19 protein-coding genes are annotated in these 24,801 nt (G+C 69.3%); 10 read left to right on the forward strand and 9 right to left on the reverse strand.

Annotation, left to right across the window (positions count from 1 at the left end; all coding sequences use genetic code 11):
* From SM757_RS26420 to SM757_RS26440, 5 genes are all read left to right on the forward strand, one after another.
* On the forward strand, window positions 1-769 hold a 769-nt coding region (locus tag SM757_RS26420; RefSeq protein ID WP_322467685.1), incomplete at its 5' end, for a DNA polymerase III subunit gamma/tau C-terminal domain-containing protein.
* A gap of 21 nt (window positions 770-790) precedes the next feature.
* Complete coding sequence (locus tag SM757_RS26425) at window positions 791-1,117, forward strand: YbaB/EbfC family nucleoid-associated protein (RefSeq protein ID WP_066342537.1); 327 nt, start codon at window positions 791-793, stop codon at window positions 1,115-1,117.
* A 22-nt stretch (window positions 1,118-1,139) separates the two neighbouring features.
* A complete protein-coding gene (gene recR / locus SM757_RS26430; RefSeq protein ID WP_066342538.1) occupies window positions 1,140-1,733 on the forward strand; it encodes a recombination mediator RecR in 594 nt (197 codons plus the stop codon).
* 348 nt (window positions 1,734-2,081) lie between these two features.
* Complete coding sequence (locus tag SM757_RS26435) at window positions 2,082-2,267, forward strand: PEP-CTERM sorting domain-containing protein (RefSeq protein ID WP_066342539.1); 186 nt, start codon at window positions 2,082-2,084, stop codon at window positions 2,265-2,267.
* A gap of 206 nt (window positions 2,268-2,473) precedes the next feature.
* Complete coding sequence (locus SM757_RS26440) at window positions 2,474-9,601, forward strand: SdrD B-like domain-containing protein (protein WP_322467686.1); 7,128 nt, start codon at window positions 2,474-2,476, stop codon at window positions 9,599-9,601.
* Window positions 9,602-9,921: 320 nt separating this feature from the next.
* On the opposite strand, the gene SM757_RS26445 is transcribed toward SM757_RS26440, so the two are convergent.
* Window positions 9,922-11,679 carry a transglycosylase SLT domain-containing protein gene (locus SM757_RS26445; protein ID WP_322467687.1) on the reverse strand — a complete coding sequence of 586 codons (1,758 nt, stop codon included), beginning with the start codon at window positions 11,677-11,679 and terminating at the stop codon, window positions 9,922-9,924.
* Window positions 11,676-12,449: a hydroxyacylglutathione hydrolase gene (gene gloB / locus SM757_RS26450; protein WP_322467688.1), complete on the reverse strand. Its 774-nt coding sequence runs from the start codon at window positions 12,447-12,449 to the stop codon at window positions 11,676-11,678. Before gloB ends, SM757_RS26445 begins: the two co-directional genes overlap by 4 nt.
* 60 nt (window positions 12,450-12,509) lie before the next feature.
* On the opposite strand from gloB, the gene SM757_RS26455 reads away from it, so the two are divergent.
* The 3 genes from SM757_RS26455 to SM757_RS26465 all read left to right on the forward strand — a co-directional run bounded on the left by SM757_RS26455 (window position 12,510) and on the right by SM757_RS26465 (window position 15,343).
* Window positions 12,510-13,343, forward strand: a complete 834-nt coding sequence (locus SM757_RS26455; RefSeq protein WP_084267747.1) for a class I SAM-dependent methyltransferase — start codon at window positions 12,510-12,512, stop codon at window positions 13,341-13,343.
* 70 nt (window positions 13,344-13,413) lie between these two features.
* Window positions 13,414-13,842, forward strand: coding sequence for a ribonuclease HI (gene rnhA / locus SM757_RS26460; RefSeq protein ID WP_084267746.1), 429 nt, complete (start codon window positions 13,414-13,416; stop codon window positions 13,840-13,842).
* Window positions 13,843-13,867: 25 nt separating this feature from the next.
* On the forward strand, window positions 13,868-15,343 hold the full coding sequence (locus SM757_RS26465; protein WP_322467689.1) for a pyridoxal phosphate-dependent decarboxylase family protein: 1,476 nt from the start codon (window positions 13,868-13,870) through the stop codon (window positions 15,341-15,343).
* A gap of 86 nt (window positions 15,344-15,429) precedes the next feature.
* Here the strand turns inward: SM757_RS26465 and SM757_RS26470 are convergent, their stop codons facing one another.
* From SM757_RS26470 to SM757_RS26500, 7 genes are all read right to left on the reverse strand, one after another.
* The gene (locus tag SM757_RS26470; protein ID WP_322467690.1) at window positions 15,430-16,488 is read right to left on the reverse strand and encodes an alpha/beta hydrolase family protein; all 1,059 of its coding nucleotides are present in this window, start codon (window positions 16,486-16,488) and stop codon (window positions 15,430-15,432) included.
* Window positions 16,489-16,798: 310 nt separating this feature from the next.
* Window positions 16,799-17,236, reverse strand: coding sequence for a hypothetical protein (locus SM757_RS26475; RefSeq protein WP_322467691.1), 438 nt, complete (start codon window positions 17,234-17,236; stop codon window positions 16,799-16,801).
* 128 nt (window positions 17,237-17,364) lie between these two features.
* On the reverse strand, window positions 17,365-18,648 hold the full coding sequence (gene moeA / locus SM757_RS26480; RefSeq protein WP_322467692.1) for a molybdopterin molybdotransferase MoeA: 1,284 nt from the start codon (window positions 18,646-18,648) through the stop codon (window positions 17,365-17,367).
* A gap of 58 nt (window positions 18,649-18,706) precedes the next feature.
* Window positions 18,707-19,300 carry a molybdenum cofactor guanylyltransferase MobA gene (mobA, locus tag SM757_RS26485; protein ID WP_322467693.1) on the reverse strand — a complete coding sequence of 198 codons (594 nt, stop codon included), beginning with the start codon at window positions 19,298-19,300 and terminating at the stop codon, window positions 18,707-18,709.
* The gene (locus tag SM757_RS26490; RefSeq protein ID WP_066340049.1) at window positions 19,297-19,596 is read right to left on the reverse strand and encodes a hypothetical protein; all 300 of its coding nucleotides are present in this window, start codon (window positions 19,594-19,596) and stop codon (window positions 19,297-19,299) included. The genes mobA and SM757_RS26490 overlap by 4 nt, the downstream gene beginning before the upstream one ends.
* A gap of 8 nt (window positions 19,597-19,604) precedes the next feature.
* Window positions 19,605-20,729, reverse strand: coding sequence for a GTP 3',8-cyclase MoaA (gene moaA, locus SM757_RS26495; RefSeq protein ID WP_322467694.1), 1,125 nt, complete (start codon window positions 20,727-20,729; stop codon window positions 19,605-19,607).
* Between the two features lie 86 nt (window positions 20,730-20,815).
* On the reverse strand, window positions 20,816-21,331 hold the full coding sequence (locus tag SM757_RS26500) for a C40 family peptidase (protein ID WP_066340052.1): 516 nt from the start codon (window positions 21,329-21,331) through the stop codon (window positions 20,816-20,818).
* Window positions 21,332-21,732: 401 nt separating this feature from the next.
* Between SM757_RS26500 and SM757_RS26505 the strand changes: the two genes are divergently transcribed.
* Both SM757_RS26505 and SM757_RS26510 read left to right on the forward strand, forming a co-directional pair.
* Window positions 21,733-22,710, forward strand: a complete 978-nt coding sequence (locus tag SM757_RS26505; RefSeq protein ID WP_322467695.1) for an MDR family oxidoreductase — start codon at window positions 21,733-21,735, stop codon at window positions 22,708-22,710.
* Window positions 22,711-22,815: 105 nt separating this feature from the next.
* The gene (locus SM757_RS26510) at window positions 22,816-24,729 is read left to right on the forward strand and encodes a propionate--CoA ligase (RefSeq protein ID WP_322467696.1); all 1,914 of its coding nucleotides are present in this window, start codon (window positions 22,816-22,818) and stop codon (window positions 24,727-24,729) included.
* Window positions 24,730-24,801: the final 72 nt, after the last annotated feature.

Consider the following 24,801-nt stretch of genomic DNA (forward strand, 5'->3'; position numbering starts at 1 on the left):
GCCCGCCGCATCCGTGGCGGCACCGGCCGTGCGTGCTCAGCCGCTGCCCGCGGCGCCGGCGCGGCCGCAGCGCCCCATGCCGGCTGCCGCGCCCGCGCGTGCCGCATCCAGCGCGTTGCAGGAGCCGCCCTCCTGGCATGACGAAGCGCCGCCCTGGGACGACGAGCCGCCCTGGCAGGGTGCTGCTGCGCCGGAGCCGGACTTCGACCCCGTGCCGCCCGCGCCTGCGCCCGCCCAGGCCAGGCCGGTGGCGGGTTCTGCCCAAATCCCAGGCCCGCAAGTCCAGCAGAGCCGGCAAACTCAACCGCAGCCGCAAGCCCCGGCCGCCGCGCCGGCGCCGCGTGTCCGCCCGGCCGCTGATGAAGGCGACGAGCTCTCGCCCACTGCGCTGGGCGAGCGCTGGGTGGCCGTGGTGCAGCAGTTGAAGATCGTGGCGCTGGTGCGCGAGCTGGCCATGCAGTCCGAGCTCATCGCGGCCGAGGAGGCCGACGCCCCGCTGTGGCGGCTGCGCGTGGAGCGCGAATCGCTGCGCAACCCCGCGCTGTGCGAGAAGCTGCAGGCGGCCTTGCGCGAGCTGGTGCATCCGGCCCTGCGGCTGGAAGTGGAAGCCGGCAAGGCGCAGGATTCGCCCGCGCTGCGCGAAGCCCACGAGCGCGACCGCTGCCAGCGGCAGGCCGAGCGCATCATCCATGACGACCCGCTGGTGCAGCAGTTGCTCCAGCGCTATCCCACGGCACGCATCGTGCCGGGGTCGATCAAACCGAACTGAACCCAAGCGAAGGAAATCACGATGTTGAAGGGACAACTGGCCGGCCTGATGAAGCAGGCGCAGGCGATGCAGGACAACCTCAAGAAGGCCCAGGACGAGCTGGCCAACGTCGAGGTCGAAGGCCAGTCCGGCGCCGGCCTGGTCAAGGTCACCATGACCTGCAAGCACGACGTCAAGCGCATCACCATCGACCCCAGCCTGCTGGCCGACGACAAGGACATGCTTGAAGACCTGGTAGCCGCCGCCTTCAACGACGCCGTGCGCCGCGCCGAGACCGTGAGCCAGGAAAAGATGTCCAAGCTCACCGCCGGCATGCCGCTGCCCCCGGGCATGAAGTTCCCGTTCTGAGCGTCTCGCGGCCTTTTTCCGCTTGAACGCCCCGGCCAGCCACCTCGACGCGCTGATAGACGCCCTGCGCCGCCTGCCCGGCGTGGGCGTGAAGTCCGCGCAGCGCATGGCCTATCACCTGCTGCAGCATGACCGCGCCAGCGCCCTGCGCCTGTCCGAGGCGCTGCGCGCCGCGGCCGAGCACGTGCAGCACTGCCGGCGCTGCCACGGCTTGAGCGAGACCCCGCTGTGCGAGGTCTGCGCCGATCCCGGACGCGACGCCCGCCAGCTCTGCGTGGTGGAGGGCCCGGCCGACTTGGCTGCGCTGGAGCGCACGCGCAGCTACCACGGGCTGTATTTCGTTCTCAAGGGCCGTCTCAGCCCGCTGGACGGCGTGGGCGCGCACGAGATCGGCGCGGCCGAGCTGCTGGAGCGTGCGGGCGACGGGCAGGTGCAGGAAGTCATCCTGGCCACCAGCTTCACCGCCGAGGGCGAAGCCACCGCCCACGTGCTGGCCCAGGCGCTCAAGGCGCGCGGGCTGCAGGTCACGCGGCTTGCGCGCGGCGTGCCCGCGGGCAGCGAGCTCGAATACGTGGACCTCTCCACCATCGCGCACGCCCTGGTGGACCGGCGCTGAGCCCCGCGCCGCGCCACCCAAGCGCGGCTCTCCCTTTCCTCCTGTTCACCGCCGTGCGGCGCCCGGTGCGCGCGGGCGTCCGTGTGTCTCGCCGCCTGTCCGCGACCATCCGCGATACCCAAGGGTTCCCTGCCGGCGATGTTCAAAAATTTGGTGGATGCTGTCGAATTTCTTTACAAATGCATTGATTTGAAGCAAAAAATACAAGTTAAGTTGTTGATTTTTATATAAATGAGATACGTGGCATGACTCGTGCGAGTCAAGAAGTGTCTGCGGACAAATAGGGAGCATCCCCTGGGGATTCGCCCTGTGTTCGGTTGGCAAACACCTGAATGACTTGACTGACACATGAACCAACTCTCTGCCTTCTTCTCCGCTGCTGCGCTGCTGGCCGTCACCAAGGTGGCCCTGGCCGAGCCTTGCGGCTCCTTTCCGCTGCCCGCCTGTGCCGTGCCCGAGCCCAGCTCGCTGCCGCTGGTGACCATTGGCCTGGTGGGTGCCGCTGTCGTGGCGCGTTTCTTCAAGAAGAAGTAAGCCCCCTGCCGCATGGGGCGGCCAGCCGGCGCGCCCGGCTGGCTCGCGGCGCCTGCCCCGGGGGCAGTTCCCATCCTTCCGATTTCCTGGCCTGCGTGGCCTGGCCGGTTGTTTTCAGGAAATGCCCAGCGATTTCTGAAGCACTCCAGGCCGGCGGGTCGCGCTGCCGCATGGGCGGCCGATAGACCCTTTCCTCCATCACTTCCATGGCTCAGAACCCCAGCGTCACCGTCAACGTCAGCTATCCCGGCTCCCTGCTGGAGCCGAGCTTTCTCGATGCGAAGGTGACCTCCACCTCGGTGCTCAACCCTGGCGCACCCAGTGGCGGCACGCCTTACGACGCCTGGTGCCTGAACATGAACGTGCAGATCCCGGTGCCGGCGACCTACACCGCGACGCTGTACTCCTCCTACGAGCTCAGCGTGATCACGGCCAACGTGCCCACGCTGCGCACCAGCGCGTACCTGTCCAACCTGGACAACATCAACTGGCTGCTCAACTACTACAACGGCAGCAACGCCGGCATTTCCTTCGGCGAGGTGCAAAGCGCCATCTGGCAGTTGATGGGCTACAAGTACCCCATCGCCGCCTATCTCGCGCCGCAGGACGTGGCCGACATTGACGCGCTGGTGGCGCTGGCGCTGAACCACGACGGCTACGTGCCGGACGCGGGCGAGGCCATTGGCATCGTGATGGACACCACCAATGCGGCCGGCACCACGCACTACCAGCCGCTGATCGCCGAGACCAAGGCGGCGCGGCTGGGGGATTTCGTTTTCGACGACCTCAACGCCAACGGCGTGCAGGACGCGGGCGAGCAGGGCATTGCCGGCGCCCGGGTGGAACTGGTGCGCGACATGAACGGCGACGGCCAGTTCTCCGCTTCCGAAGTCCTGGCCAGCACCGTGACCGATGCCGGCGGCAGCTACAGCTTCCGGGGCCTGACGCCGGGCCTGAACTACCAGGTGCGCTTCACCCAGCCCAGTGGCTTTGATGCCGTGAGCCCGCGCCAGGTGGATGGCAATGCGGCTTCCGGCACCAACAGCGACGCGCTGGTCTCCGGCGTGGTGGTGCTCAAGCCCGGCGAGGTCAACAGCGGCATTGACGCCGGCTTTTACCGCTATGCCAGCGTGGGCGACCGTGCCTGGCACGACGCCAACGGCAACGGCGTGCAGGACGCCGGCGAAGCCGGCATGGCCGGCGTGACCGTGACGCTGCTGGACGCCTCCGGCGCCGTGGTCAACACCACGCAGACCGACGCCAACGGCAATTACGCCTTCACGGGCCTGCGCCCGGGCCAGTACGACGTCCAGTTCGCCACGCCCAACGGATTCAGCGTCACGCGCCAGCACGTGGGTGCCGATGCTTCCGACAGCGACGCCAACGCCGCCGGCCTGGTGGGCCGCTTCAACCTGACGTCCGGCGCCGCCGTGACCACCGTGGACGCGGGTTTTTACAAGCTGGCCAGCCTGGGCGATCGCCTCTGGCTGGACGCCAACGGCAACGGCCAGCAGGACGCGGGTGAGCAGGGCATCGCCGGCCAGACGGTGACGCTCATCGGCGGCGGCGCCGATGGCGCGATCGGGAATGCCGACGACACCACGGCCACCATGAGCACCGGCGCCGATGGCCGCTACCACTTCAGCGGCCTCACGCCCGGCGTGCAGTACCAGGTGGTGTTCGACAAGCCCGACGGCAGCGTGTTCACCGGGCGCGACGCCGCGGGCGACCTGATCGACTCCGACGTGAGCGCCCAGGGCGCCAGCCAGGTCGTCACGCTGGTCTCCGGCGAGGACAACACCAGCATCGACGCGGGCGTGTACGTGCCGGCCTCCATCGGCGACCGCGCCTGGGAAGACGGCAACGGCAACGGCGTGCAGGACACGGGCGAAGCCGGCCTTGCCGGCGTGACCGTGACGCTGCTGGATGCCTCCGGTGCCGTGGTCCATACGACGCAGACCGGCGCCGACGGTGCCTACGCCTTCACCGGCCTGCGCCCTGGCGTGTACGACGTCCAGTTCGCCACTCCTGACGGCTTCACCGTCACGCGCCAGCACGTGGATGCGGACGCTGCCGACAGCGACGCTGACGCGACTGGCTTTGCCGGCCGCTACACGCTGGTCTCCGGCGACGCGGTCACGACCGTGGATGCAGGCTTCTTCCGCGCAGCCAGCCTGGGCGATCGCCTCTGGCTGGACGCCAACGGCAACGGCCAGCAGGACGCGGGCGAGCAGGGCATCGCCGGCCAGACCGTGACGCTCATCGGTGGCGGTGCCGATGGTGTCATCGGCAATGCCGACGACACCACGGCCACTATGAGCACCGGCGCCGATGGCCGTTACCACTTCAGCGGCCTCACGCCCGGCGTGCAGTACCAGGCGGTGTTCGCCAAGCCGGATGGCAGCGTCTTCACCGCGCGCGACGCCGCGGGCGACTTGATCGACTCCGACGTGAGCGCCCAAGGCGCCAGCCAGGTCGTCACGCTGGTCTCCGGCGAGGACAACACCAGCATCGACGCGGGCGTGTACGTGCCCGCTTCCATCGGCGACCGCGCCTGGGAAGACAACAACGGCAACGGCGTGCAGGACACGGGCGAAGCCGGCCTTGCCGGCGTGACCGTGACGCTGTTGGATGCCTCCGGTGCCGTGGTCAACACCACACAGACCGGCGCCGATGGCGCCTACGCCTTCACCGGCCTGCGCCCCGGCGTGTACGACGTCCAGTTCGCGACGCCTGACGGCTTCACCGTCACGCGCCAGCACGTGGGTGTGGACGCCGCCGACAGCGACGTGGACACCGCCGGCTTCGCCGGCCGCTACACGCTGGCCTCCGGCGACGCGGTCACGACGGTGGACGCGGGCTTATTCCGCGCGGCCAGCCTGGGCGATCGCCTCTGGCTGGACGCCAACGGCAACGGCCAGCAGGACGCGGGCGAGCAGGGCATCGCCGGCCAGACGGTGACGCTCATCGGTGGCGGCGCCGATGGCGTCATCGGCAATGCCGACGACACCACGGCCACCATGAGCACCGGCGCCGATGGCCGCTACCACTTCAGCGGCCTCACGCCCGGCGTGCAGTACCAGGTGGTGTTCGGCAAGCCCGACGGCAGCGTCTTCACCGCGCGCGACGCCGCGGGCGACCTGATCGACTCCGACGCCAGCGCCCAAGGCGCCAGCCAGGTCGTCACGCTGGTCTCCGGCGAGGACAACACCAGCATCGACGCGGGCGTGTACGTGCCGGCTTCCATCGGCGACCGCGCCTGGGAAGACGGCAATGGCAACGGCGTGCAGGACACGGGCGAAGCCGGCCTGGCCGGCGTGACCGTGACGCTGCTGGATGCCTCCGGCGCCGTGGTCCATACGACGCAAACCGGCGCCGATGGCAGCTACGCCTTCACCGGCCTGCGCCCGGGTCAGTACGACGTCCAGTTCGCGACGCCTGACGGCTTCACCGTCACGCGCCAGCACGTGGGTGCCGATGCCACCGACAGCGATACCGACGCGACCGGCTTTGCCGGCCGCTACACGCTGGCCTCCGGCGACGCCGTCACGACCGTGGATGCCGGCTTCTACCGCCCCGCCAGCTTTGGCGACCGAGTCTGGCTGGACCTCAATGGCAACGGCCAGCAGGACGCGGATGAAACCGGCGTGGCCGGCGTGCGCGTGACGCTGCTGGACGCCACCGGCACGGCCATCGGCAGCCCGCAGCTCACCGACGCCAACGGCAACTACGCCTTCACCGGCCTGGCACCTGGCGTCTACAGCGTCAGCTTCGACCCCGCCACGCTGCCCGCCGGCTACAGCGTCTCCTCGCGCGCCACCACCTCCGGCGGCCCGGACGGCATCACCGTCCAGGCCGAGCTCGGCTCCGGCCAGGTGAACCTCAGCGGTGACCTGGGCCTCACCGGCCGCGTCGGCCTGGACATCGAGAAATACGTCCATGGCGAAGTGCTGCAGCAAAGCTACGGCTTGGGCGGCGAGGGCCTCACGCCCGGCTTCTGGAAGAACCATACCGGCGACGGTGGCGCGCCCCTGAGCGGCTGGCCGGAAACCGGCCTGGTGCCCACCGACAGCTTCGAAAGCCTCTTCGGCGTGGACGTCCCCGGCTCGGCTCCCACGCTGCTGCAGGCCCTGTCCACCAACGGCGGCGGCGTCAGCGCGCTGCTGCGCCACGCATCGGCCGCGCTGCTCAATGCGGCCAACCCCAACGTCGACTACTTCTACAGCCGCGAGCAGATCGTCACCCTGGTCCAGCAGGCCTTCGCCAGCGGCGACTACGAAGCGGCCAAGAACCTCTTTGCCGCGCAGAACGAGTTGGGCGCCGACCTGAGCACCCCCGCCACCGCCACCGGCAGCACGCTGCTGGTGTCGCCGGACGAGGACGCCGACACCCTGGCCACCGCCCCCGTCATTGCCGCCGGCGGCCAGGCCGTGTTCACCTACGAGGTCACCAACACCGGCACCGTGGCGCTCAGCGACGTGCGCGTGAGCGACGACCGCATCGCCGCCGTGAGCTTCGTCGGCGGCGACGACGACCACGACGGCCAGCTCGACGTCGGCGAGACCTGGATCTACACCGCCCACGAAACCGTGCAGGCCGGCGCCGTGGTCACCAACGTCGGCACCGCCACGGCCCGCGACGCCGTCTCCGGCCGCACCGCCAGCGACAGCGACGTGGCCATCTACACCTCCACCGGGCTGAGCCAGTCCGTTGGCGACCGCGTGTGGCTGGACGCCAATGCCAACGGCATCCAGGACGCGGGCGAGGCCGGCTTTGCCGGCGTCACCGTGCAGCTCAGGAGCGCCACCGGCACGCTGCTGCAGACCACCACCACCGACGCCGACGGCAACTACGCCTTCAACGTCGCCGCCGGCAGCTACCAGCTCGCCGTCGTGGCGCCCACCGGCTACGCGCTCAGCAGCCACGACCTCGGCGGCAACGACGCCACCGACAGCGACTTCGACCCCGCCACCCACGCCACCACCACCGTCACCGTGGGCGCCGGCCAGCAGGTGCTGACGGTGGACGCCGGGCTGCACATGGCCGGCACGCCGGGGCTGGACCTGGAAAAGCTCGTCCACGCCGAGTACTACAACCAGCAGGCCGGCGGCGGCGAGGGCCTCACGCCCGGCTTCTGGAAGAACCACACCGGCGATGGCGGCGCGCCCTTGAGCGGCTGGCCGGAAACCGGCCTGTCGCCCAACGCCAGCTTCGAGGCGCTGTTCGGCGTGGACGTGCCGGGCAGCGCGCCCACGCTGGTGGACGCGCTCGCCACCAACGGCGGGGGCGTCAATGCGCTGCTGCGCCACGCCGCCGCGGCGCTGCTCAACGCCAGCGACCCCTACATCGACTACCTCTACAGCCGCGAGCAGGTCGTGAGCCTGGTGCGCCAGGCCTTTGCCAGCGGCGACTACGAGACGGCCAAGAACCTCTTCGCCACGCAAAACGAGTTGGGTGCGGACCTCGCCACGCCGGCCGGCAGCGTCTCCACCCTGGTCGTCACCGCGGACGTGGACGCCGACACCGCCGCCGGCGCGCTGGTCATCCCCGCGGCCGGCACGGCCCTCTACACCTACGTGCTCACCAACACCGGCAACGTGGCATTGAGCAACGTCAGCGTGAGCGACGACCGCCTCGGCGGCATCACCTTCGTGGGCGGCGACACCGACCGCGACGGTCAGCTCGACGTGGGCGAGACCTGGACCTACACCGCCCGCGAGGCCGTGGCCGCCGGCGCCACGCTCTCCAGCACCGGCACGGCCAGCGGCCGCGACGCCGCCGGCAAGGTGGTGAGCGACAGCGACGCCGCCCACGTCAGCTCCAGCGCCCTGGTGCAGACCCTGGGCGACAAGGTCTGGCTGGACGCCAACGCCAACGGCGTGCAGGACACGGGCGAGGCCGGCGTCACCGGCGTGACCGTGAAGCTGATGGATGCCACCGGCAGCACCGTGCTCGCCACCACGACCACCACCACCGGCGGCGCCTACGCCTTCAACGGGCTGGCGCCCGGCGACTACCGCGTGCAGGTGGTGCGGCCCAGCGGCTACCAGGCCTTCACGCGCGCCGACCAGGGGACGAGCGACACGGCCGATTCGGACGTGGACGCCAACGGCCTGTCCGGCGTCGTCCACCTGAGCTCCGGCACGGCCAACGCTGGCGTGGACGCCGGCCTCGCGCCCAACACCGTGACGCTGACCTACAGCTTCGACGGCAACACCGCCGTGGACGGCACCGACGGCAACACCCGCAGCTACAGCGTGGGCGGCGTCAGCGTGACCGCCAGCGCCTTCAGCCGCGATGCGGGCGGCACCTGGAGCAAGGCCTACCTCGGTGCCTACACCGGCGGCCTGGGCGTGACCGACGCCAGCGAAAACGGCTCCGGCGCCACCCACACCCTAGACAACGTGGGCCGCCTGAACTTCGTGGTGCTGCAGTTCTCGCAGAACGTGGTGGTGGACAAGGCCTACCTCGGCTACGTCTACGGCGACAGCGACCTCACGGCCTGGATAGGCAGCAGCGCCACCACGCTGACCAGCCTGAGCAGCTCGGTGCTGGGCGGCATGGCCAGCGAGGCCAACGACACCATCTCCACGACCACGCGCTGGGCCGACCTCAACGCCGGCGCGCGCGAAGGCAACGTGCTGGTCATCGCCGCCAGCGTCACCGACACCAAGCCGGACGACTACTTCAAGCTCGGCCAACTCGTGGTCAGCACCAAGTCCACCACCATCACGCCGCTGGCGCTGGACCTGGACGGCGACGGCGTGGAAACGGTGGCCCGCGCCGACTCGGCCGGCAGCTTCGACCTGTTGGGCAACGGCCACGCGGTGGCCTCCGGCTGGATCGCGGCCGACGACGCGCTGCTGGCGATGGACGTGAACGGCAACGGCCGCATCGACGACATCCATGAGCTCTTCGGCGGCACGGGCGACGGCGCCGGCTTCACCCGTCTGGCCGCGCTGGACGGCAACGGCGACGGTTTCATCGACGCCCGCGATGCGCACTTCGGCGAGCTGCTGGCCTGGCGCGACCTCAACGGCGACCATCAGAGCAGCGCCGATGAGCTGATGACGCTGTCCGAGGCCGGCATCGCCAGCCTGTCCGTGGGCTTCAGCGTGCAGGCCTTCTACGACGCGCAGGGCAATCTGCACCAGGAGCACGGCGTGGCCACCCGCGCCGACGGCAGCTCACTGCAGGTGACGGACGTGCACTTCGACACCGGCCTGGGCTCGGTGGCCGCGGCGCCGGCCGCCGTGGAAGAGGGCGGCGACCTGCTGTCGCTGCTGGGCACCACGCTGCACACGAGCGCGGCGCTGCACGCGCTGGCGGTGTGAGCAGAAGACGAATCCCGGTGGCCCTGTGGCCGCCGGGATTGTTTCGCTGCATCAGACGTTCAAGCCCGCTTGCTGGAGTCAAGCGGGCCGAAGGAAAAGACGTCGTCATGCCCGCGAAAGCGGCCATCCACGAATGCCGAGGTGTGGCCTTTGAACGGCGGCGCCCGGATGTGGCGTTGGCGCGCCGGCATTTCGGCCGGCGTGGATGCCCGCTTTTGCGGGCATGACGGGTGGGGGTGCGAAACGCCCTTGAAACGCAAAAGGCGGCCCGCGGGCCGCCTTTCTTTTCATCTCCGGCGCGCCAGCGCGCCGTGCGCGCTTCAGCGCCGCGAGGTGCTCTCGCGCGCCTCGGCCACCTTCACGTTGCCGGCGCTGCGGCCGGCTGCGCCGCGCGGGGCGGGCGTGGGGGCGGCGGGGCGGGCGGCCGCCACGCGCTTGGCCGGCTCGCTGCGGCTGGCCACGGCACGCTTCTGCGGCGTCGCCGCGTGCGCCACGCTGCGCTGCTCGGCTGGCTCGGCCTTGACACGGCCCTTGGCCGCCACCTTGGCCACCGGTTCGGGCTCGGGCTCCGAGTTCATCGCCACCTGCGCCGCCTTGGCCTGCAGGTACATCACCACGGGCGCCCCCGGGCCGAAGCGGCCGCCAGCGGACACCTTGTTCCAGGCCGAGAGCTGGGCCACGGTCGTGTGCGTGCGGCGCGCCACGGCGGCCACGGTTTCACCCCGGCGCGCGGCCTTGATCACCACGCGCTGCAGCGGCGGCACGTCCGGCGCCAGCGCGATGGAGGCGTTGTCGGCAATGTGCTCGGCCACGTCGCGCGCCACCTGCTCGGTGCGCGGGACGATGAGCGTGGAGCCCGCCTTCACCAGCATGCGCAGCGGGATGCGGTTGACGTCGCGCAGCGTGCTCTCAGTCACGTCCAGCTCCTTGGCCACGTCGGCCGGGCGCATGGTGCGCGGCACCACCCAGGCCGTCCAGCTCGCGAGCTGGCCGCGGTAGCGCGAGAGGTTGCTCACGAAGGTGCTGGCGTTGTCGTAGGGCAGCAGCACCTGCGGCGTGCCCGCGGCCAGGATCACCGGCTGGTTCATCTGCGGGTTGAGCTGCTTGAACTCCTCCAGCGACAGCCCGGCGAGCTTGGCGGCCAGCGCCACGTCGATGTCGCGCTCGATGGGCACGCCCAGGAAGTACGGGTGGTTCTTCAGGTCAGGCAGCGCCAGCGCGAAGGCATCGGGCTTGATCACGATGTTCTTCACCGCCTGCAGCTTGGGCACGTAGTAGCGCGTCTCCTCGGGCATGCGCAGGTTCTCGAAATCCGTCGGCAGCCCGGCCTTGGCGTTGCGCGCCACGGCGCGCTGCACGTTGCCCTCGCCCCAGTTGTAGGCCGCCAGCGCCAAGTGCCAGTCGCCGAACATGCCGTACAGCCGCGTGAGGTAGTCCAGCGCGGCGCGGGTGGAGGCCAGCACGTCGCGGCGGTCGTCGCGGAACATGTTCTGGCGCAGCTCGAAGTCGCGCCCCGTGGCCGGCATGAACTGCCACATGCCCGACGCCTTGGCGGTGGACAGGGCCTGCGGGTTGAAAGCGCTTTCGATGAAGGGCAGCAGCGCCAGCTCCGTGGGCAGGCCGCGGCGCTGCACCTCTTCGACGATGTGATAGAGGTAGCGCCCGCCGCGCTCGGTCATGCGCTGCACGTAGTCCGGGCGCTGCGAGTACCACTGCTCGGCGCGGCGCACGTAGTCGTTGTCCAGGTCCGGCACGGTGAAGCCGGAGCGCACGCGCGACCACAGGTCCACGTGCGCGTTGCCCGCGTTGAGGTCCACCGACTCGTCCGGGCGCAGCGGGTCCACGGGGTTGGCCACCGGCGTCTGCGCCACGCTCGCCATCGCGGGTGCGGCGGGCGTGACGGCGACGTCGGGGGCCATGGACGGTTTCACCGGCGGCGCCTTGGCCACGTCGGCCGCCGTGACGGGTCCGGTGGCTTGCGGGCCCGGCGCGGTGGCGCAGGCGCTCAGCGCCGCCGCGGCGGCCAGGGAGAGCAGGCTTCGCCAGAACGGCGGCAGAGGGGACGCGATTTTTTTCATTGGAAACCGTTCTTCCATTCACGCAGCGCCGCGAGCACCGCCACGTCGCCAAGCGCCCCAGGGTTGCGCTCTTGGGCGGCGCGGACGACGTCCGGCTGCGACGTGCGCAAAAAGGGGTTGATCTGCTTCTCCAGCCCAATGCTGGAGGGCAGGGTGATGCCGCCGTGCGCGCGCTGGTTCTCGCACCACGCGCGGTGCTGCGCGAGGGTGCTGTTGTGCGGCTCCACGGCGGCGGCAAAACGCAAGTTGGACAGGGTGTACTCGTGTGCGCAGCACACACGGGTGTCGGCCGGTAACGCGGCCAGGGCGGAAAGCGACGACAGCATCTGCGTCGCCGTGCCCTCGAAAAGCCGCCCGCAACCGCCGGAAAACAGCGTGTCGCCGCAAAACAGCACGGGCGTGCCCTGCGGCCCGGCGGGCAGGAAATAGGCGATGTGGCCGGCGGTGTGGCCGGGCACGTCGATGACCTGGAAGCGCAGGCCCAGCAGCTCGGCCGTGTCGCCGCCGTTCAAGGGCGTGCAGGGCTGCGGGATGCTCTCGCGCGCCGGGCCGAACACGGGGCCCTGCAGCAGCGGCCGCAGCGCGTCCACGCCCCCGACGTGATCGCCGTGGTGGTGGGTCACTAGAATGCCCGCGAGCTTGAGCCCGTGGGCCTGCAGCGCCGCTTGCACAGGTTCAGCTTCGCCGGGGTCGACGACCAGTGCCTGTTTGCCGTCGTGCAGCATCCAGATGTAGTTGTCGGTGAAGGCGGGCAGGGCGAGCAATTGCATGGCGCGCGGATTATAGGAAGGCCCCCAAGTGAAAACCCTGTGCCGGCGCAGACGATCGTCATGGACGACCAGCGCCTGACTCCTTTGGCCTCGCGCGCGCAGTCACGCCACGACGCTTTGAGGCGCTGGCTGACCACGCCCCCGGGGCGCTACTTGCTGGCCTGGGAGCAGCAATGCATGGACCAGGCGGTGCCGGATCTCTTCGGTTTCCACGCCCTGCAGTTGGGCCTGCCGGAGCTGGACGCGCTGCGCATGAACCGCATGCCGCACCGCTGGTGCGCCAGCGACGAGCCGCCGTCCGACGGCCCAACCCACCTGGGCATGAGCCTGCGCGCGGCCGTCATCGGCCTGCACTGCGAGGCCGACGCACTGCCCTTTGCCAACGCCAGCCTGGACCTCGTGGTGCTGCCGCACACGCTGGAGCTGGCCGCCGACCCGCACCGCACGCTGCGCGAGGTGGAGCGGGTGCTGATGCCGGAGGGGCGCGTGGTCATCCTGGGCTTCAACCCGCTGAGCCTGTGGGGCATGCGCCAGCGCGTTGGGCTGTGGCGGCGGCGGCTGGGTTCGCGCGGGCCGCTGTTTTTGCCGCAAGCGGGCGAGACGATTGGTTATTGGCGGCTGCGCGACTGGCTGCGGCTGCTGAGTTTCGAGGTGGAGGCGGGGCGCTTCGGCTGCTTTTCGCCGCCGCTGAGGAGGTATCGCTGGCTGCAGCGCTTCGCCTGGATGGAAGACCGGGGCGACCGCTGGTGGCCGGTGTTTGGCGCCGTGTACTTGCTGGTGGCCGTCAAGCGCGTGCGCGGCATGCGGTTGGTGGGACTGGCGCGGCGCGAGCGCGTGAAGGCCAGCAAGGCCACGGCCGTGGTGGCCAACAAGGAAGGACTGGAAGTTGAGTGATTCGAGTGCAGCGGCCGCAGGCCGTGAGGGCGGCGCGGCCGCCACGGCGCAAGTGGCGGCACCGGCCGCGGTGACCGTCTACACGGACGGCGCCTGCAAGGGCAACCCCGGCCCCGGCGGCTGGGGCGCGTGGCTGCGCAGCGGCACGCATGAAAAGGAGCTGTGGGGCGGCGAGCGGCTGACCACCAACAACCGCATGGAGCTCACCGCGGTGATCGAGGCGCTGTCGGTGCTGAAAAAGCGCTGCAGCGTGGACATCCACACCGACAGCGAGTACGTGCGCAACGGCATCACCACCTGGATTCACAACTGGAAGAAGCGCGGCTGGACCACGGCCGACAAGAAGCCGGTGAAGAACGTGGAGCTGTGGCAGCGCCTGGACGAGCAGGCCCAGCGCCACGACGTGCGCTGGCACTGGGTCAAGGGCCACTCCGGCGACCCGGGCAACGAGCGCGCCGACCAGCTCGCCAACCGCGGGACGGCGGAAGTGATGCGCTGAAGCCCCGGCCGCACCCCCAGCGCCCATGAGCCAGTACGACGACCGTTTTACTTCCGCCCTGCAACTGGCTTTCGACGCGGCCATGCAATACCGCCGCGGCGTGCACGACACCCCGGCGCAGCCCGTGGACAGCTACGCGCAGCAATTGCAGCGCTGGGAGGGCGTGGCGCTGCCCGCCCAAGGCCTCGCGCCTGAGCAGGCCGTCCAGGCCCTGCTGGACCGCGTGCCGCCGGGCCTGCGCGCCATGACGGGCGGACGCTTCTTCGGCTGGGTCAACGGCGCCTCGCACCCCGTGGGCCTGGCCGCGGACTGGCTCACCGCCGCCTGGGGCCAGAACGCCGCCAACCACCTCGCCGCACCGGCCGCGGCTGCGGCTGAAACCGTGGCCGCGCGCTGGCTGCTGGAGTTGCTGCGCCTGCCGCCAGAGTGCTCCGTGGGCTTCGTCACCGGCGCCACCATGGCCAACTTCACCGCGCTGGCCGCCGCGCGCAGCGCGCTGCTGGCGCGCGAGGGCTGGGACGTGGAAGCCGACGGCCTCTACGGCGCACCGCCCCTGACCGTGCTCGTGAGCGAGGAGGCGCACGTCACCGTCTACGCCGGGCTGCAATACCTGGGCTTGGGACGCCGCCGCGTGCGCCGCGTACGCGCCCAGGCGGACGGCAGCATGGACGCCGCCGATTTCGAGCGCGCCCTGGGCGAAGCCGGCGTGGGCCCGTTGCTGGTGCTGCTGCAGGCCGGCCACGTCAACACCGGCGCCTGCGATGACTTCAGGCGCCTGATTCCCCTGGCCCGCGCCCGCGGTGCCTGGGTGCACGTGGACGGCGCCTTCGGCCTGTGGGCGCGCGCCTGCCCCGGCCGCGCCGCGCTGGTGGACGGGGTGGAGCAGGCCGACTCCTGGGCCACGGACGGCCACAAGTGGCTGCAACTGCCCTACGACAGCGGCTTCGTCATCGTCCGCGACGCCGACGCCCACCGCCGCGCCATGACCGCCGCCGCCAGCTACCTGCCCGCCGCGCAGGCGGCCGAGCGCGACCCCACGCAGTACGTGCCCGAGCTTTCGCGCCGCGCGCGGGGATTCGCCGCCTGCGCGCTGCTGCTGCACCTGGGCCGCGAGGGCGTGGCGGCCATGGTGCAGCGCCACTGCGAGCTGGCCCGCGACATGGCCGACGCGCTGGCGCGCGAGCCCGGCGTGGCCGTGCTCAACGCCGTGGTGCTCAACCAGGTGCTGGTGCGCTTCAGCGCGGGCCACGCCGCCCCCGGCGCCCCGCGCGGCGGCGAAGACGCCGGACAGGTCGACGACGCCCTCAACGCCGCCGTCATCGCCCGCGTGCAGGCCGACGCTACGTGCTTTGCCGGCGGCACGCGCTGGCACGGCCGCTGGGTGATGAGAATCTCGGTGATCGGATTTTCGGCCGACCCCGACGATATTCAGCGCAGCGCCGACGCCATTCGAAAAGCTTGGCGCGCCGTGCGGCGCGAAGAAAATATTCAGTTTTCCTGATAAACGCGGTAGCGCGCGAGTTTGCCTCTTGCTGCGCTGTCCACGGGTTGGGCTGGCACGGCAATGACATTCAATTGCTTGGAAATTTATCTGTCCGGCAATAAATGTTGTGCGAAGAACTCGGCGATGGCCTGGTGTATCTGATTCACCCTTGTGGCTCGCTGAAAATTGGGCGGATCGCCCAGCAGCGCGAACTCGATGCTGCCGGGCGCAAGAGGCGGCATGGGTGACAGCATGGCGCCGTGTCCGGCGTCCGCCAAGCGCAGCAGCACTTCACAGCGTGGTTCGCAGGCTTGGGCGATGGCCTCGGCGTGGAATTTGGGAATCTGGTTCACATCCCGCTCGGCAATGATCAGGCCAAGCGGTATTTTGGGCTTGGCCAGCGAGGCGGGCAGAAAATCCGCGGCAAACGGCACCATGGCCACGGCGGCGCGTATGCGGGCATCCGTGTAGCGTTGAGGCGTCGGGTCGGAGAACCGCCACGCAATCACCCGGCGCGCCAGCCACAGTTTCAAATAGTCCAGGGCATTGCCGCGCAGCCGCGTGGTGAAGCCTACGCAGGAATTGAAATCCTCTTTCAGGTGCTGCTCGCAATGGGCCTTGAAGCGGTCCGGCGACCATTGGCCGCCGGCCAGTGTGAGGGCCGTATGGCCGCCGGCCGAGCCGCCAAATATGCCCACGCGGTCGGTGGAGACGAAATTCTGCAGTGGCGGATAGGAGGCCACCGCGTCTATGGCGCGGCTGATTTCCAACGGCCGGCGGGCCCAGCTTTCCGGCCCGGGCCGGGAATGGGCCTGATAATTGTCGCCCTGGTGCTGCGGAATGGCCACGATAAAGCCGCGGTGCACCAGCGTGCGCGTTAAATCCATGTGCACCCAGGGCGAGCCGCCGGAGCCGTGGGAAATGACGACGAGGCGACCGTTGCTGAAGGAGGGCGGTGCATCGGCCGCCCAGGAGAATTCAAAAGGGCCTTGGCGGACGGCCGTTTCCTCGGCCAGCGTGGGATAAAAGAGCACGGTTTTGCCGCCGTCGAGCTGCGGTAATTCGGCATATCCCAGGTGACCAAATTGAGCGTTGGCGGTGCCGGCCAACAGGGTGGCCAGGAACGCGGCGGCTTGGAGCAGGTATTTCTTGAGTTTTTGCATCAAGCGGTTTTGATCGATGCGCCGCTGCCCACACGGGCATTTTGGTTGGTTGCGCGTTGGTCGGCGAAAATTCTGGTGCTGCTGGCGTCAATGACCATGGCTTGCCTTGTGAAGAGCTTGTTTATAAAGGCCCGCTACGGATGCTGCAGTTGCTGTGCCCGGCTTATTTCTTTCGGGCTTTTCCGGGGCGGAACAAAGCCCGTCACCCTCTCACGAACGAATACGCTGGTCAAGCTGGATGTCCGTTTTCCTGGCGGAAGTGTCCGAATTTAAATTCAAGCCGTGGTGGCTGCGCATGAGCTTTTCAGCGTCACTTGCTCCTGTAAAACTCCGCAAAGCACCATTTAAAATCCTCAGCCGTGCAGAGCAGGAATTTATCTTTGCTGGGGTGCAGCTTGATGTAGTTCACCGCCACATGCCCGATTTCCACCTGGTGCCCTGAGCAGTCCGGCTGTCCGTTGGATTTGGTGAGTTTATCGACCCACTTGTAAAAGCCCTTGTCGCTGGGCTTATCGGAGAGGGTGAATTCCGACTCGTTGTGCTCCTCGCCGGACATGGAGTATTTCATGCCGTCGGCGCGCAGCTCGTATTCCTCGAAGCATTTTAAATCCGGCAATTCGATGCGCCAGGTGCCAATCAAAGGATGGTCAGGCGGCAAGGGTTTTCGAACGACATCCTGCGCACTGGCTGAGAAACATAGCAGGGTGCCAAGAAAGAGTGCCGTGAAAAATCGAGTGAAGGCCTTCATGGGTATAACGATGGAATAGCGAAAATCATATCTTAGGCGCAAATTTCGCCTGTGCCAAGAAATATGAGCGTGAAAAAAAGCCGCCCTGATGGCGGCTTTGCATCGGCATGTGCTGCTCTGAAATCTACTTAAACTAATCCCTCAAACGGCACCACATCCACCAATTCCCCAGCAGCAATATTCCCCTGCTCGTGCCCAAGCACGATGAGCCCGTTGGCCTCGCTCATCGAGCGCAGCACGCCGGAGCCCTGGCTGCCGGTGATGCGTACCGACCAGTTGCCATCGGTCCCGCGCTCCACGATCCCGCGCTGGTATTCCGTGCGCCCCGCCTTCTTTCGAATGGGCGTGGCGCTGGCCGCGCGAATCACCGGCAGCGGTGAATTTCCGGCGCCCGCCATTTGCAGCAGCGCATTCCGGACGAAGGCATAGAACGTCACCATCACCGCCACCGGGTTGCCCGGCAGGCCGAACAGCACGGCCTGTTTTCCAGGCTCGCCGATGCGGCCAATGGCCATGGGCCGTCCGGGGCGCATGGCGATCTTCCAGAACAGCACCTCGCCCAACGACGCCATGACCTGCTTGGTGTGGTCGGCCTCGCCCACGCTCACGCCGCCGCTGGTGATGACGGCGTCCGCACAGGCCGCCGCCTCGCGGAAGGCGGCTTCCAGCGCGGCGGGATCGTCGCGCACCACACCCATGTCGATCGCGTCCACGCCCAGGCGCTGCAACATGCCCCAGATCGTGTAGCGGTTGCTGTCGTACACGCAGCCGGCGTCCAGCGGTTCGCCAATCGACCGCAGCTCGTCCCCGGTGGAGAAGAAGGCCACGCGCAGCCGCCGCAGCACCGGCACCTCGGCCTGGCCCAGCGAGGCCAGCAGCCCCAGGTCCGCCGGGCGCAGCACCCGGCCGGCCTGCAGCGCCGGGGCGCCGCGCTTCAAATCCTCGCCCGCGAGGCGGCGGTTGTCGCCGGCGCGCAACACGCCGGCCGGAACGATCACCCGGCCGTCCACCGTCCTGGTGAGCTCCTGCGGCACCACCGTGTCCAGCCCGGCGGGCATGACGGCGCCGGTCATGATGCGCACGCACTGGCCTGTGGTCACTTCGCCCTCGAACTGCGCGCCCGCGTAGCCCGTGCCGGCAATGTCGAACGCCGTGTCGGCGCCGGCCGAGAGGTCGGCACTGCGGAAGGCGAAGCCGTCCATGGCCGAGTTGTCGTGCGCGGGCACGTTGATCGGAGAGATCACGTCGCGCGCCAGCACGCGCCCAAGCGCGGTGCGCAGGGCCAGGCTTTCCACCGCCTGCACGCGCGGCACCATTTGCGCGATGAAAGCCTGGGCCTTCTCGACGGGCAGGGCGTTGGGGTCGTAGCCGCTGAGGCAGGAGGCGATGTCGGCCAGGGAGTTGTTGTTCATGTTCGGTCGGGTCGGTCGGGCGCCTCGGCCGCGTTGGGCGGCCCGGCGGCAGGCGAAATCAAGGCTCCAGCCGGCGCAGGTCGGCCAGGGTGTTGGCGTTGAAGAAGGCCTCGGCGTCGCCGAAGGGCACTTCCACGTGGCGGTGCTGGCCTATCCAGCGGTCTATCTTGCGGCCGCCTTCGCCGGTGAAGCGCACCAGGCTCTCCAGCAGCGACGCCTTCATCAGGCAGAACACGGGCTGCACCTGGGGGCGGCCGTCCTCCTCGGTGACGGGCAGGGCCGCGTCGGCGCCTGCCTCGTGCGCGGCGGCGGCCAAGCGCGCCACCAGGTCGGCCGGGAAGCGTGGCGTGTCGCAGGGCACCGTCACCAGCCACGGCGTCTCGCAGTGCTCCAGCCCGGCCATGAAGCCGGCCAGGGGGCCGGGGAAGTCCGGCAGCGCGTCGGGCCACACCGGCACGCCGAAGGATTCATAGGCCGCCAGGTTGCGGTTGGCGTTGATCAGCACGGCGCCCACCTGGGGCTGCAGCCGCAGGAGGGCGTGCATCGCCATGGGCAGGCCGTTGAGGTTTTGCAGACCCTTGTCGACGCCGCCCATGCGGCTGCCGCGTCCGCCGGCCAGGATCAGGCCGGTGATGTCTTGGGCGTCGATCATGGGCGGCGGGCGTCCTCGTCCGGCATGGGGTAGTCGTCGGCGCGGCGCTGCGGGCCCTGCATGACGGTGCGCATCCAGCAGCCCAGGCCCACGGTGAGCATCATGGTCAGGCCGAACACCAGCGCGCCGATCACGATGTAGTCGATCAGCAGCGTCTGCCGCGCCGGGTCGTTGGTGAGGCCGGGCTGGAAGAACTGCTTGGCGAACTCGCCCGCCATCCAGGGCAGGACGAGGGTGGCCGCGGCCGTGAGGGCCAGCAGCCGGCGGCAGGAGCCTTGGGCGGGAAGGAGTCCCATGGTGCTTGTCAGCCTCCGATGTAGTGCATCTCGACGCGGCGCCGCCCCGAGCCCGCGTCGGCCTGCTGCGCGCCGCGCAGCTCCGAGTAGCGGTCGCCGCGCTCCTGCCAGATCAGGCCGATGGCGGCGGCGATCTGCTCGTCGCTGGCGCCGCCGCGCAGCAGCGAGCGCAAGTCCTGGCCCTGCGAGGCGAACAGGCACAGGTACAGCCGCCCCTCGGTGGACAGCCGCGCGCGGTTGCAGTCGCCGCAAAACGCCTGGGTGACGCTGGAGATCAGGCCGATCTCGCCGCGCCCGTCCGCGTAGCGCCAGCGCTGCGCCGTCTCGCCCACGGCGTTGGGGGCGGTGGGCTCCAGCGGGAAGACCTCGTGGATGCGCTGGCGCACCTGGGCCGAGGGCAGCACGTCGTCCATGCGCCAGCCGTTGGAGGCGCCCACGTCCATGAACTCGATGAAGCGCAGGATGACCTGGCCGTCGTAGTGCTCCCGGAACCAGCGCGCCATGGGCACGATCTCGTGGTCGTTGGTGCCGCGCTTGACGACCATGTTGACCTTCAGCGGCCCAAGTCGCACGCGGCGCGCTTCCTCGATGCCGGCCAGCACGTCGGCCACGGGGAAGTCCACGTCGTTCATGCGGCGGAAGACCGCGTCGTCCAGCGCGTCCAGGCTCACCGTCACGCGCTTGAGGCCGGCGTCCTTGAGCGCCTGCGCCTTGCGCGCCAGCAGCGTGGCGTTGGTGGTGAGGGTGAGGTCCAGCGGCTGGCCCTCCGGCGTGCGCAACGCGGAGAGCATCTCGATGAGCTTCTCCACGTTCTTGCGCAGCAGCGGCTCGCCGCCGGTCAGGCGCAGCTTGTGCACGCCGTGGGCCACGAAGATGCGCGCCAGCCGCGTGATCTCCTCGAAGCTCAGCAGCGACGACTGGGGCAGGAAGCCGTAGTCGTTGGTGAAGATCTCCTTGGGCATGCAGTAGCTGCAGCGGAAGTTGCAGCGGTCCGTCACGGAGATGCGCAAGTCGTGCAGCGGGCGGCCGAGGCGGTCGGCCAGCAGGCCCGACGGCGGGGTCAACTGCTCAGGAATGCGGGGCGTCGCCGCGGCATAGCGCAGGTCGGCAATGGGAATCGCTCGTTCGGCCATCCCTCGATTGTGCCGTTCCCTTCACAAGAGGGACTTGAAGCAGGTTGCCTTGCGGGCCCGCGGCTTGGGCCGGGGCACGGTGCGCTTCAGCGCGGCTGCGACATGCCGGCTTCGCGCATCAGCTCGTTGCCGTCGTTGACGCCGGGCACGCGGCGGCCGCCGGTGAAGCGGTGCGTCCAGTAGGCCTCGCGCATGTCTTCCACGCGCACGTTCTGGCCGGTGCGCGGGGCGTGGATGAACTTGCCGTCGCCCACGTAGATGCCCACGTGCGAGAAGGTGTGGCGCAGCGTGTTGAAGAACACGAGGTCGCCGGGCTTGAGCTCGTCGCGGCCCACTTGCTGCAGCCCGTCGGCCTTGGCCTGGTCGTCGGCGCGCCGGGGCAGCACCAGGCCCAGCGTGCGTTCGAACACGTGGCGGGTGAAGCCGCTGCAATCGAACCCCGTCTCTTCCGAATTGCCGCCGCGGCGGTAGGGCACGCCCAGGAAGTCGAAGGCGGAGATCACCAGGTTGGACGCCTTGTCCCTCATGTTCTGCACCAGCGGCGCGGCGCCGGCAGGCAGCAGGCCACGTTCGATGAGCAGCTGCGTGACGCCGTCCGGCATGGGCGCGGCGGCAGTCGCAGGGGCAGCGGCGGGCGCGGTGGTGAGGGTTGTGGGGGCGGCGGTGGCGGTTGCTGCAGTGGCAACGGCAGCCGTGGCGGCCGTGGCCGCAGCGGCAGCTGCTGACGCAGTCTTGGCGCTGTGCCTGTGCGGGTGTGATTTCGAACGCGGCGCGGCTTCCGCACCGACTGTTGCGAAAAGCACACAAGTAAGCAGCAGGGAAGGTAGGGCTTTCTTCACGGGCGCGGAGAGTACCATGTTCGAGGGGGGGATTAACCCAGCCCAATGGCCTTATTAGCGCCAAGTCAATGCGTCAGCATGCCGTCAGCGCATGCGCATGCAATCCAGGCCTAACACAAAGCCGCCGGCCAACGGTCCCGGCAGCGCCTGGAGACACCCCCAAGATGTTCAGTGCCCTGTACCTGCAGAAGGACGCCGGCGGTTTCAGCGCCGACGTGCGCGAGCTGCCGCCGCTGGAGCCGGGCGAGGGGGAGGTGCTGGTGCGCATCCAGCACTCCACGCTGAATTTCAAGGACGGCCTGGCCATCACCGACCGCTCGCCGGTCATCCGGCGCTTCCCCATGGTGCCGGGCATAGACGGCGCGGGCGTCGTCATCGCCAGCCGCCACCCCGGCTTCCAGCCTGGCGACCGTGTCGCCAGCACCGGCGCCGAGGTAGGAGAAACGCGCTGGGGCTGCCTGGCGCAGCAGGCCGTGCTGCCGCCGGATGGGCTGGTCAAGCTGCCCGCGGGCTTCTCCACCGAGCACGCCATGGCCGTGGGCACGGCCGGCTTCACCGCGGCGCTGGCCGTGCTGGCGCTGGAGCGCCACGGCCTGAAGCCGCAAAGCGAAGTGCTGGTCACGGGCGCCACCGGTGGCGTGGGCAGCATCGCCATCGCGCTGCTGGCGCGCGCCGGGCACCGCGTCACCGCCGCCACCGGCAAGACGGCCGAGGCCGATTACCTGCGTGCGTTGGGCGCCGCCGACGTCCTAGACCGCCGCACGCTGGAAGCCGCTGGAAAACCGCTGCAGAAGGAACGCTGGGACGCCGTGGTGGACGCCGCGGGCAGCCACACGCTGGTCAATGCGCTGGCGCAAACGAAGTGGAATGGCACCGTGGCAGCCTGCGGTCTGGCGCATGGCGCGGACCTGCCCGGCTCGGTGATGCCCTTCATCCTGCGCGGCGTGACGCTGGCCGGCATCAACAGCGTGTGGCCAGCGCGGCCGCTGCGCGAGGCGGCGTGGCAGCGCATCTTCGAATCGCTTGATACCGGCTTGCTGGACGGCCTCACGCAGACCATCCCGCTCACGCAAGCGAGGTGGGGCGCGCAGGCGCTCATGGACGGCAAGGTGCGGGGCCGCTTCGTGGTCCGCATCGACTGACCCCACAACCCCAACAACAAGACAGCAGGCGACCAGGCCACCCCGGACCTTCAGGATCGCCAAATTTTGAATTCATTATTTCGCATGCAAGCAGGAGCCTAAAGCATGAGCTACGCGGACTTTCACAAGCGCTCGGTCGAGCAGCGTGAGGATTTCTGGGCCGAGCAGGCCAAGTTGATCGAATGGAACAAGCCGTTCGACCAGGTTTGCGACTACAGCAAGGCGCCGTTCGTCCGCTGGTTCCCGGGCGGGGAGACCAACCTTTGCCACAACGCGGTGGACCGCCACCTCAAGGACCGTGCGGACCAGAACGCGCTGGTCTGGGTGTCCACCGAGGTGGACAAGGAGCAGATCTACAGCTTCCGCGAGCTGCACGCCGAGGTGCAGCGCATGGCGGCGGTGCTGCAGTCGCTGGGCGTCAAGAAGGGCGACCGCGTGCTGCTGTACATGCCCATGATTCCCGAGGCCGTGTTCGCCATGCTGGCCGCGGTGCGGCTGGGGGCCATCCACTCCGTGGTGTTCGGCGGCTTTGCCAGCCACAGCCTGGCCAGCCGCATCGACGACGCCGCGCCCACCGTGGTGGTGAGCGCCGACGCCGGCTCGCGCGGCGGCAAGGTCATCGCCTACAAGCCGCTGCTGGACGAGGCGCTGCGCCTGGCCAACCACAAGCCCGCCAAGGTGCTGCTGGTGGACCGGGGCCTGGCGCCCATGGAGCGCACCGAAGGCCGCGACGTGGACTTCGCCGCGGTGCGCGAGCAGTTCACCGGCACCGAGGTGCCTTGCGAGTGGGTGGACGCCACGCACCCGAGCTACACGCTCTACACCAGCGGCACCACGGGCAAGCCCAAGGGCGTGCAGCGCGACACCGGCGGCTACACCGTGGCGCTGGCCGCGAGCCTGAAGCACATCTTCCAGGGCGACCCGGGCGAGACCTTCCTGTGCACCAGCGACATCGGCTGGGTGGTGGGCCACAGCTACATCGTCTATGGGCCGCTGATCGGCGGCATGGCCACGGTGCTGTACGAAGGCCTGCCCACCACGCCGGACGCGGGCGTGTGGTGGAGCCTGGTGGAGAAGTACAAGGCCACCGTGATGTTCAGCGCCCCCACGGCGATTCGCGTGCTCAAGAAGCACGACCCGGCGCTGCTGAAGAAGTACGACCTGTCCACGCTCAAGGCGCTGTTCCTGGCCGGCGAGCCGCTGGACGAGCCCACGGCGCGCTGGATCAGCGAGGGCCTGGGCTGCCCCATCATCGACAACTACTGGCAGACCGAGACGGGCTGGCCCATCCTGTCCATCGCCAACGGCGTGGAGAAGCAGCCCAGCAAGTTCGGCAGCCCCGGCGTGCCGACCTACGGCTACGACGTGAAGCTGATCGACCAGCAAAGCGGCGAGGAGCTCAAGGGCGCTGACCAGAAGGGCGTGGTGGTGGTGGAAGGCCCGCTGCCGCCGGGCTGCCTGCAGACGGTGTGGGGCGACGACGACCGCTTCGTCAAGACCTACTGGCAGAAGGTGCCGGCGCTGGATGGCAAGCCGGAGCACTGGCTCTACAGCACCTTCGACTGGGGCATCCGCGACAAGGACGGCTACTACTTCATCCTGGGCCGCACGGACGACGTGATCAACGTGGCCGGCCACCGCCTGGGCACGCGCGAGATCGAGGAGAGCATCTGCAGCCATGCGGCCGTGGCCGAGGTGGCGGTGGTGGGCGTGGCCGACCAGCTCAAGGGCCAGGTGGCCATGGCGTTTGCCGTGCTGCGCGACGCCACGGCGCTGGGCGACGAGGCCCGCATGAAGCAGCTCGAAGCCGAGATCCTGAAGACGGTGGACGCGCAGTTGGGCGCGGTGGCGCGCCCGGCGCGCGTGCGCTTCGTGAGCGTGCTGCCCAAGACGCGCTCGGGCAAGCTGCTGCGCCGCGCCATCCAGGCCGTGTGCGAACAGCGCGACCCGGGCGACCTCACCACCATGGAAGACCCGGCCGCCCTGCGCCAGATCAGCGACCTGGTGGGCGCCCAGTAAGACAAGGAACAAAAGAGGGAGAGTGAGGGAGGAAAGGAAGGGGCCGCGCAAGCGGCCCCTTTTCTTTTTTCT

The sequence above is a fragment of the Azohydromonas lata genome (assembly GCF_034427735.1).
Lineage (GTDB): Bacteria > Pseudomonadota > Gammaproteobacteria > Burkholderiales > Burkholderiaceae_C > Azohydromonas > Azohydromonas lata.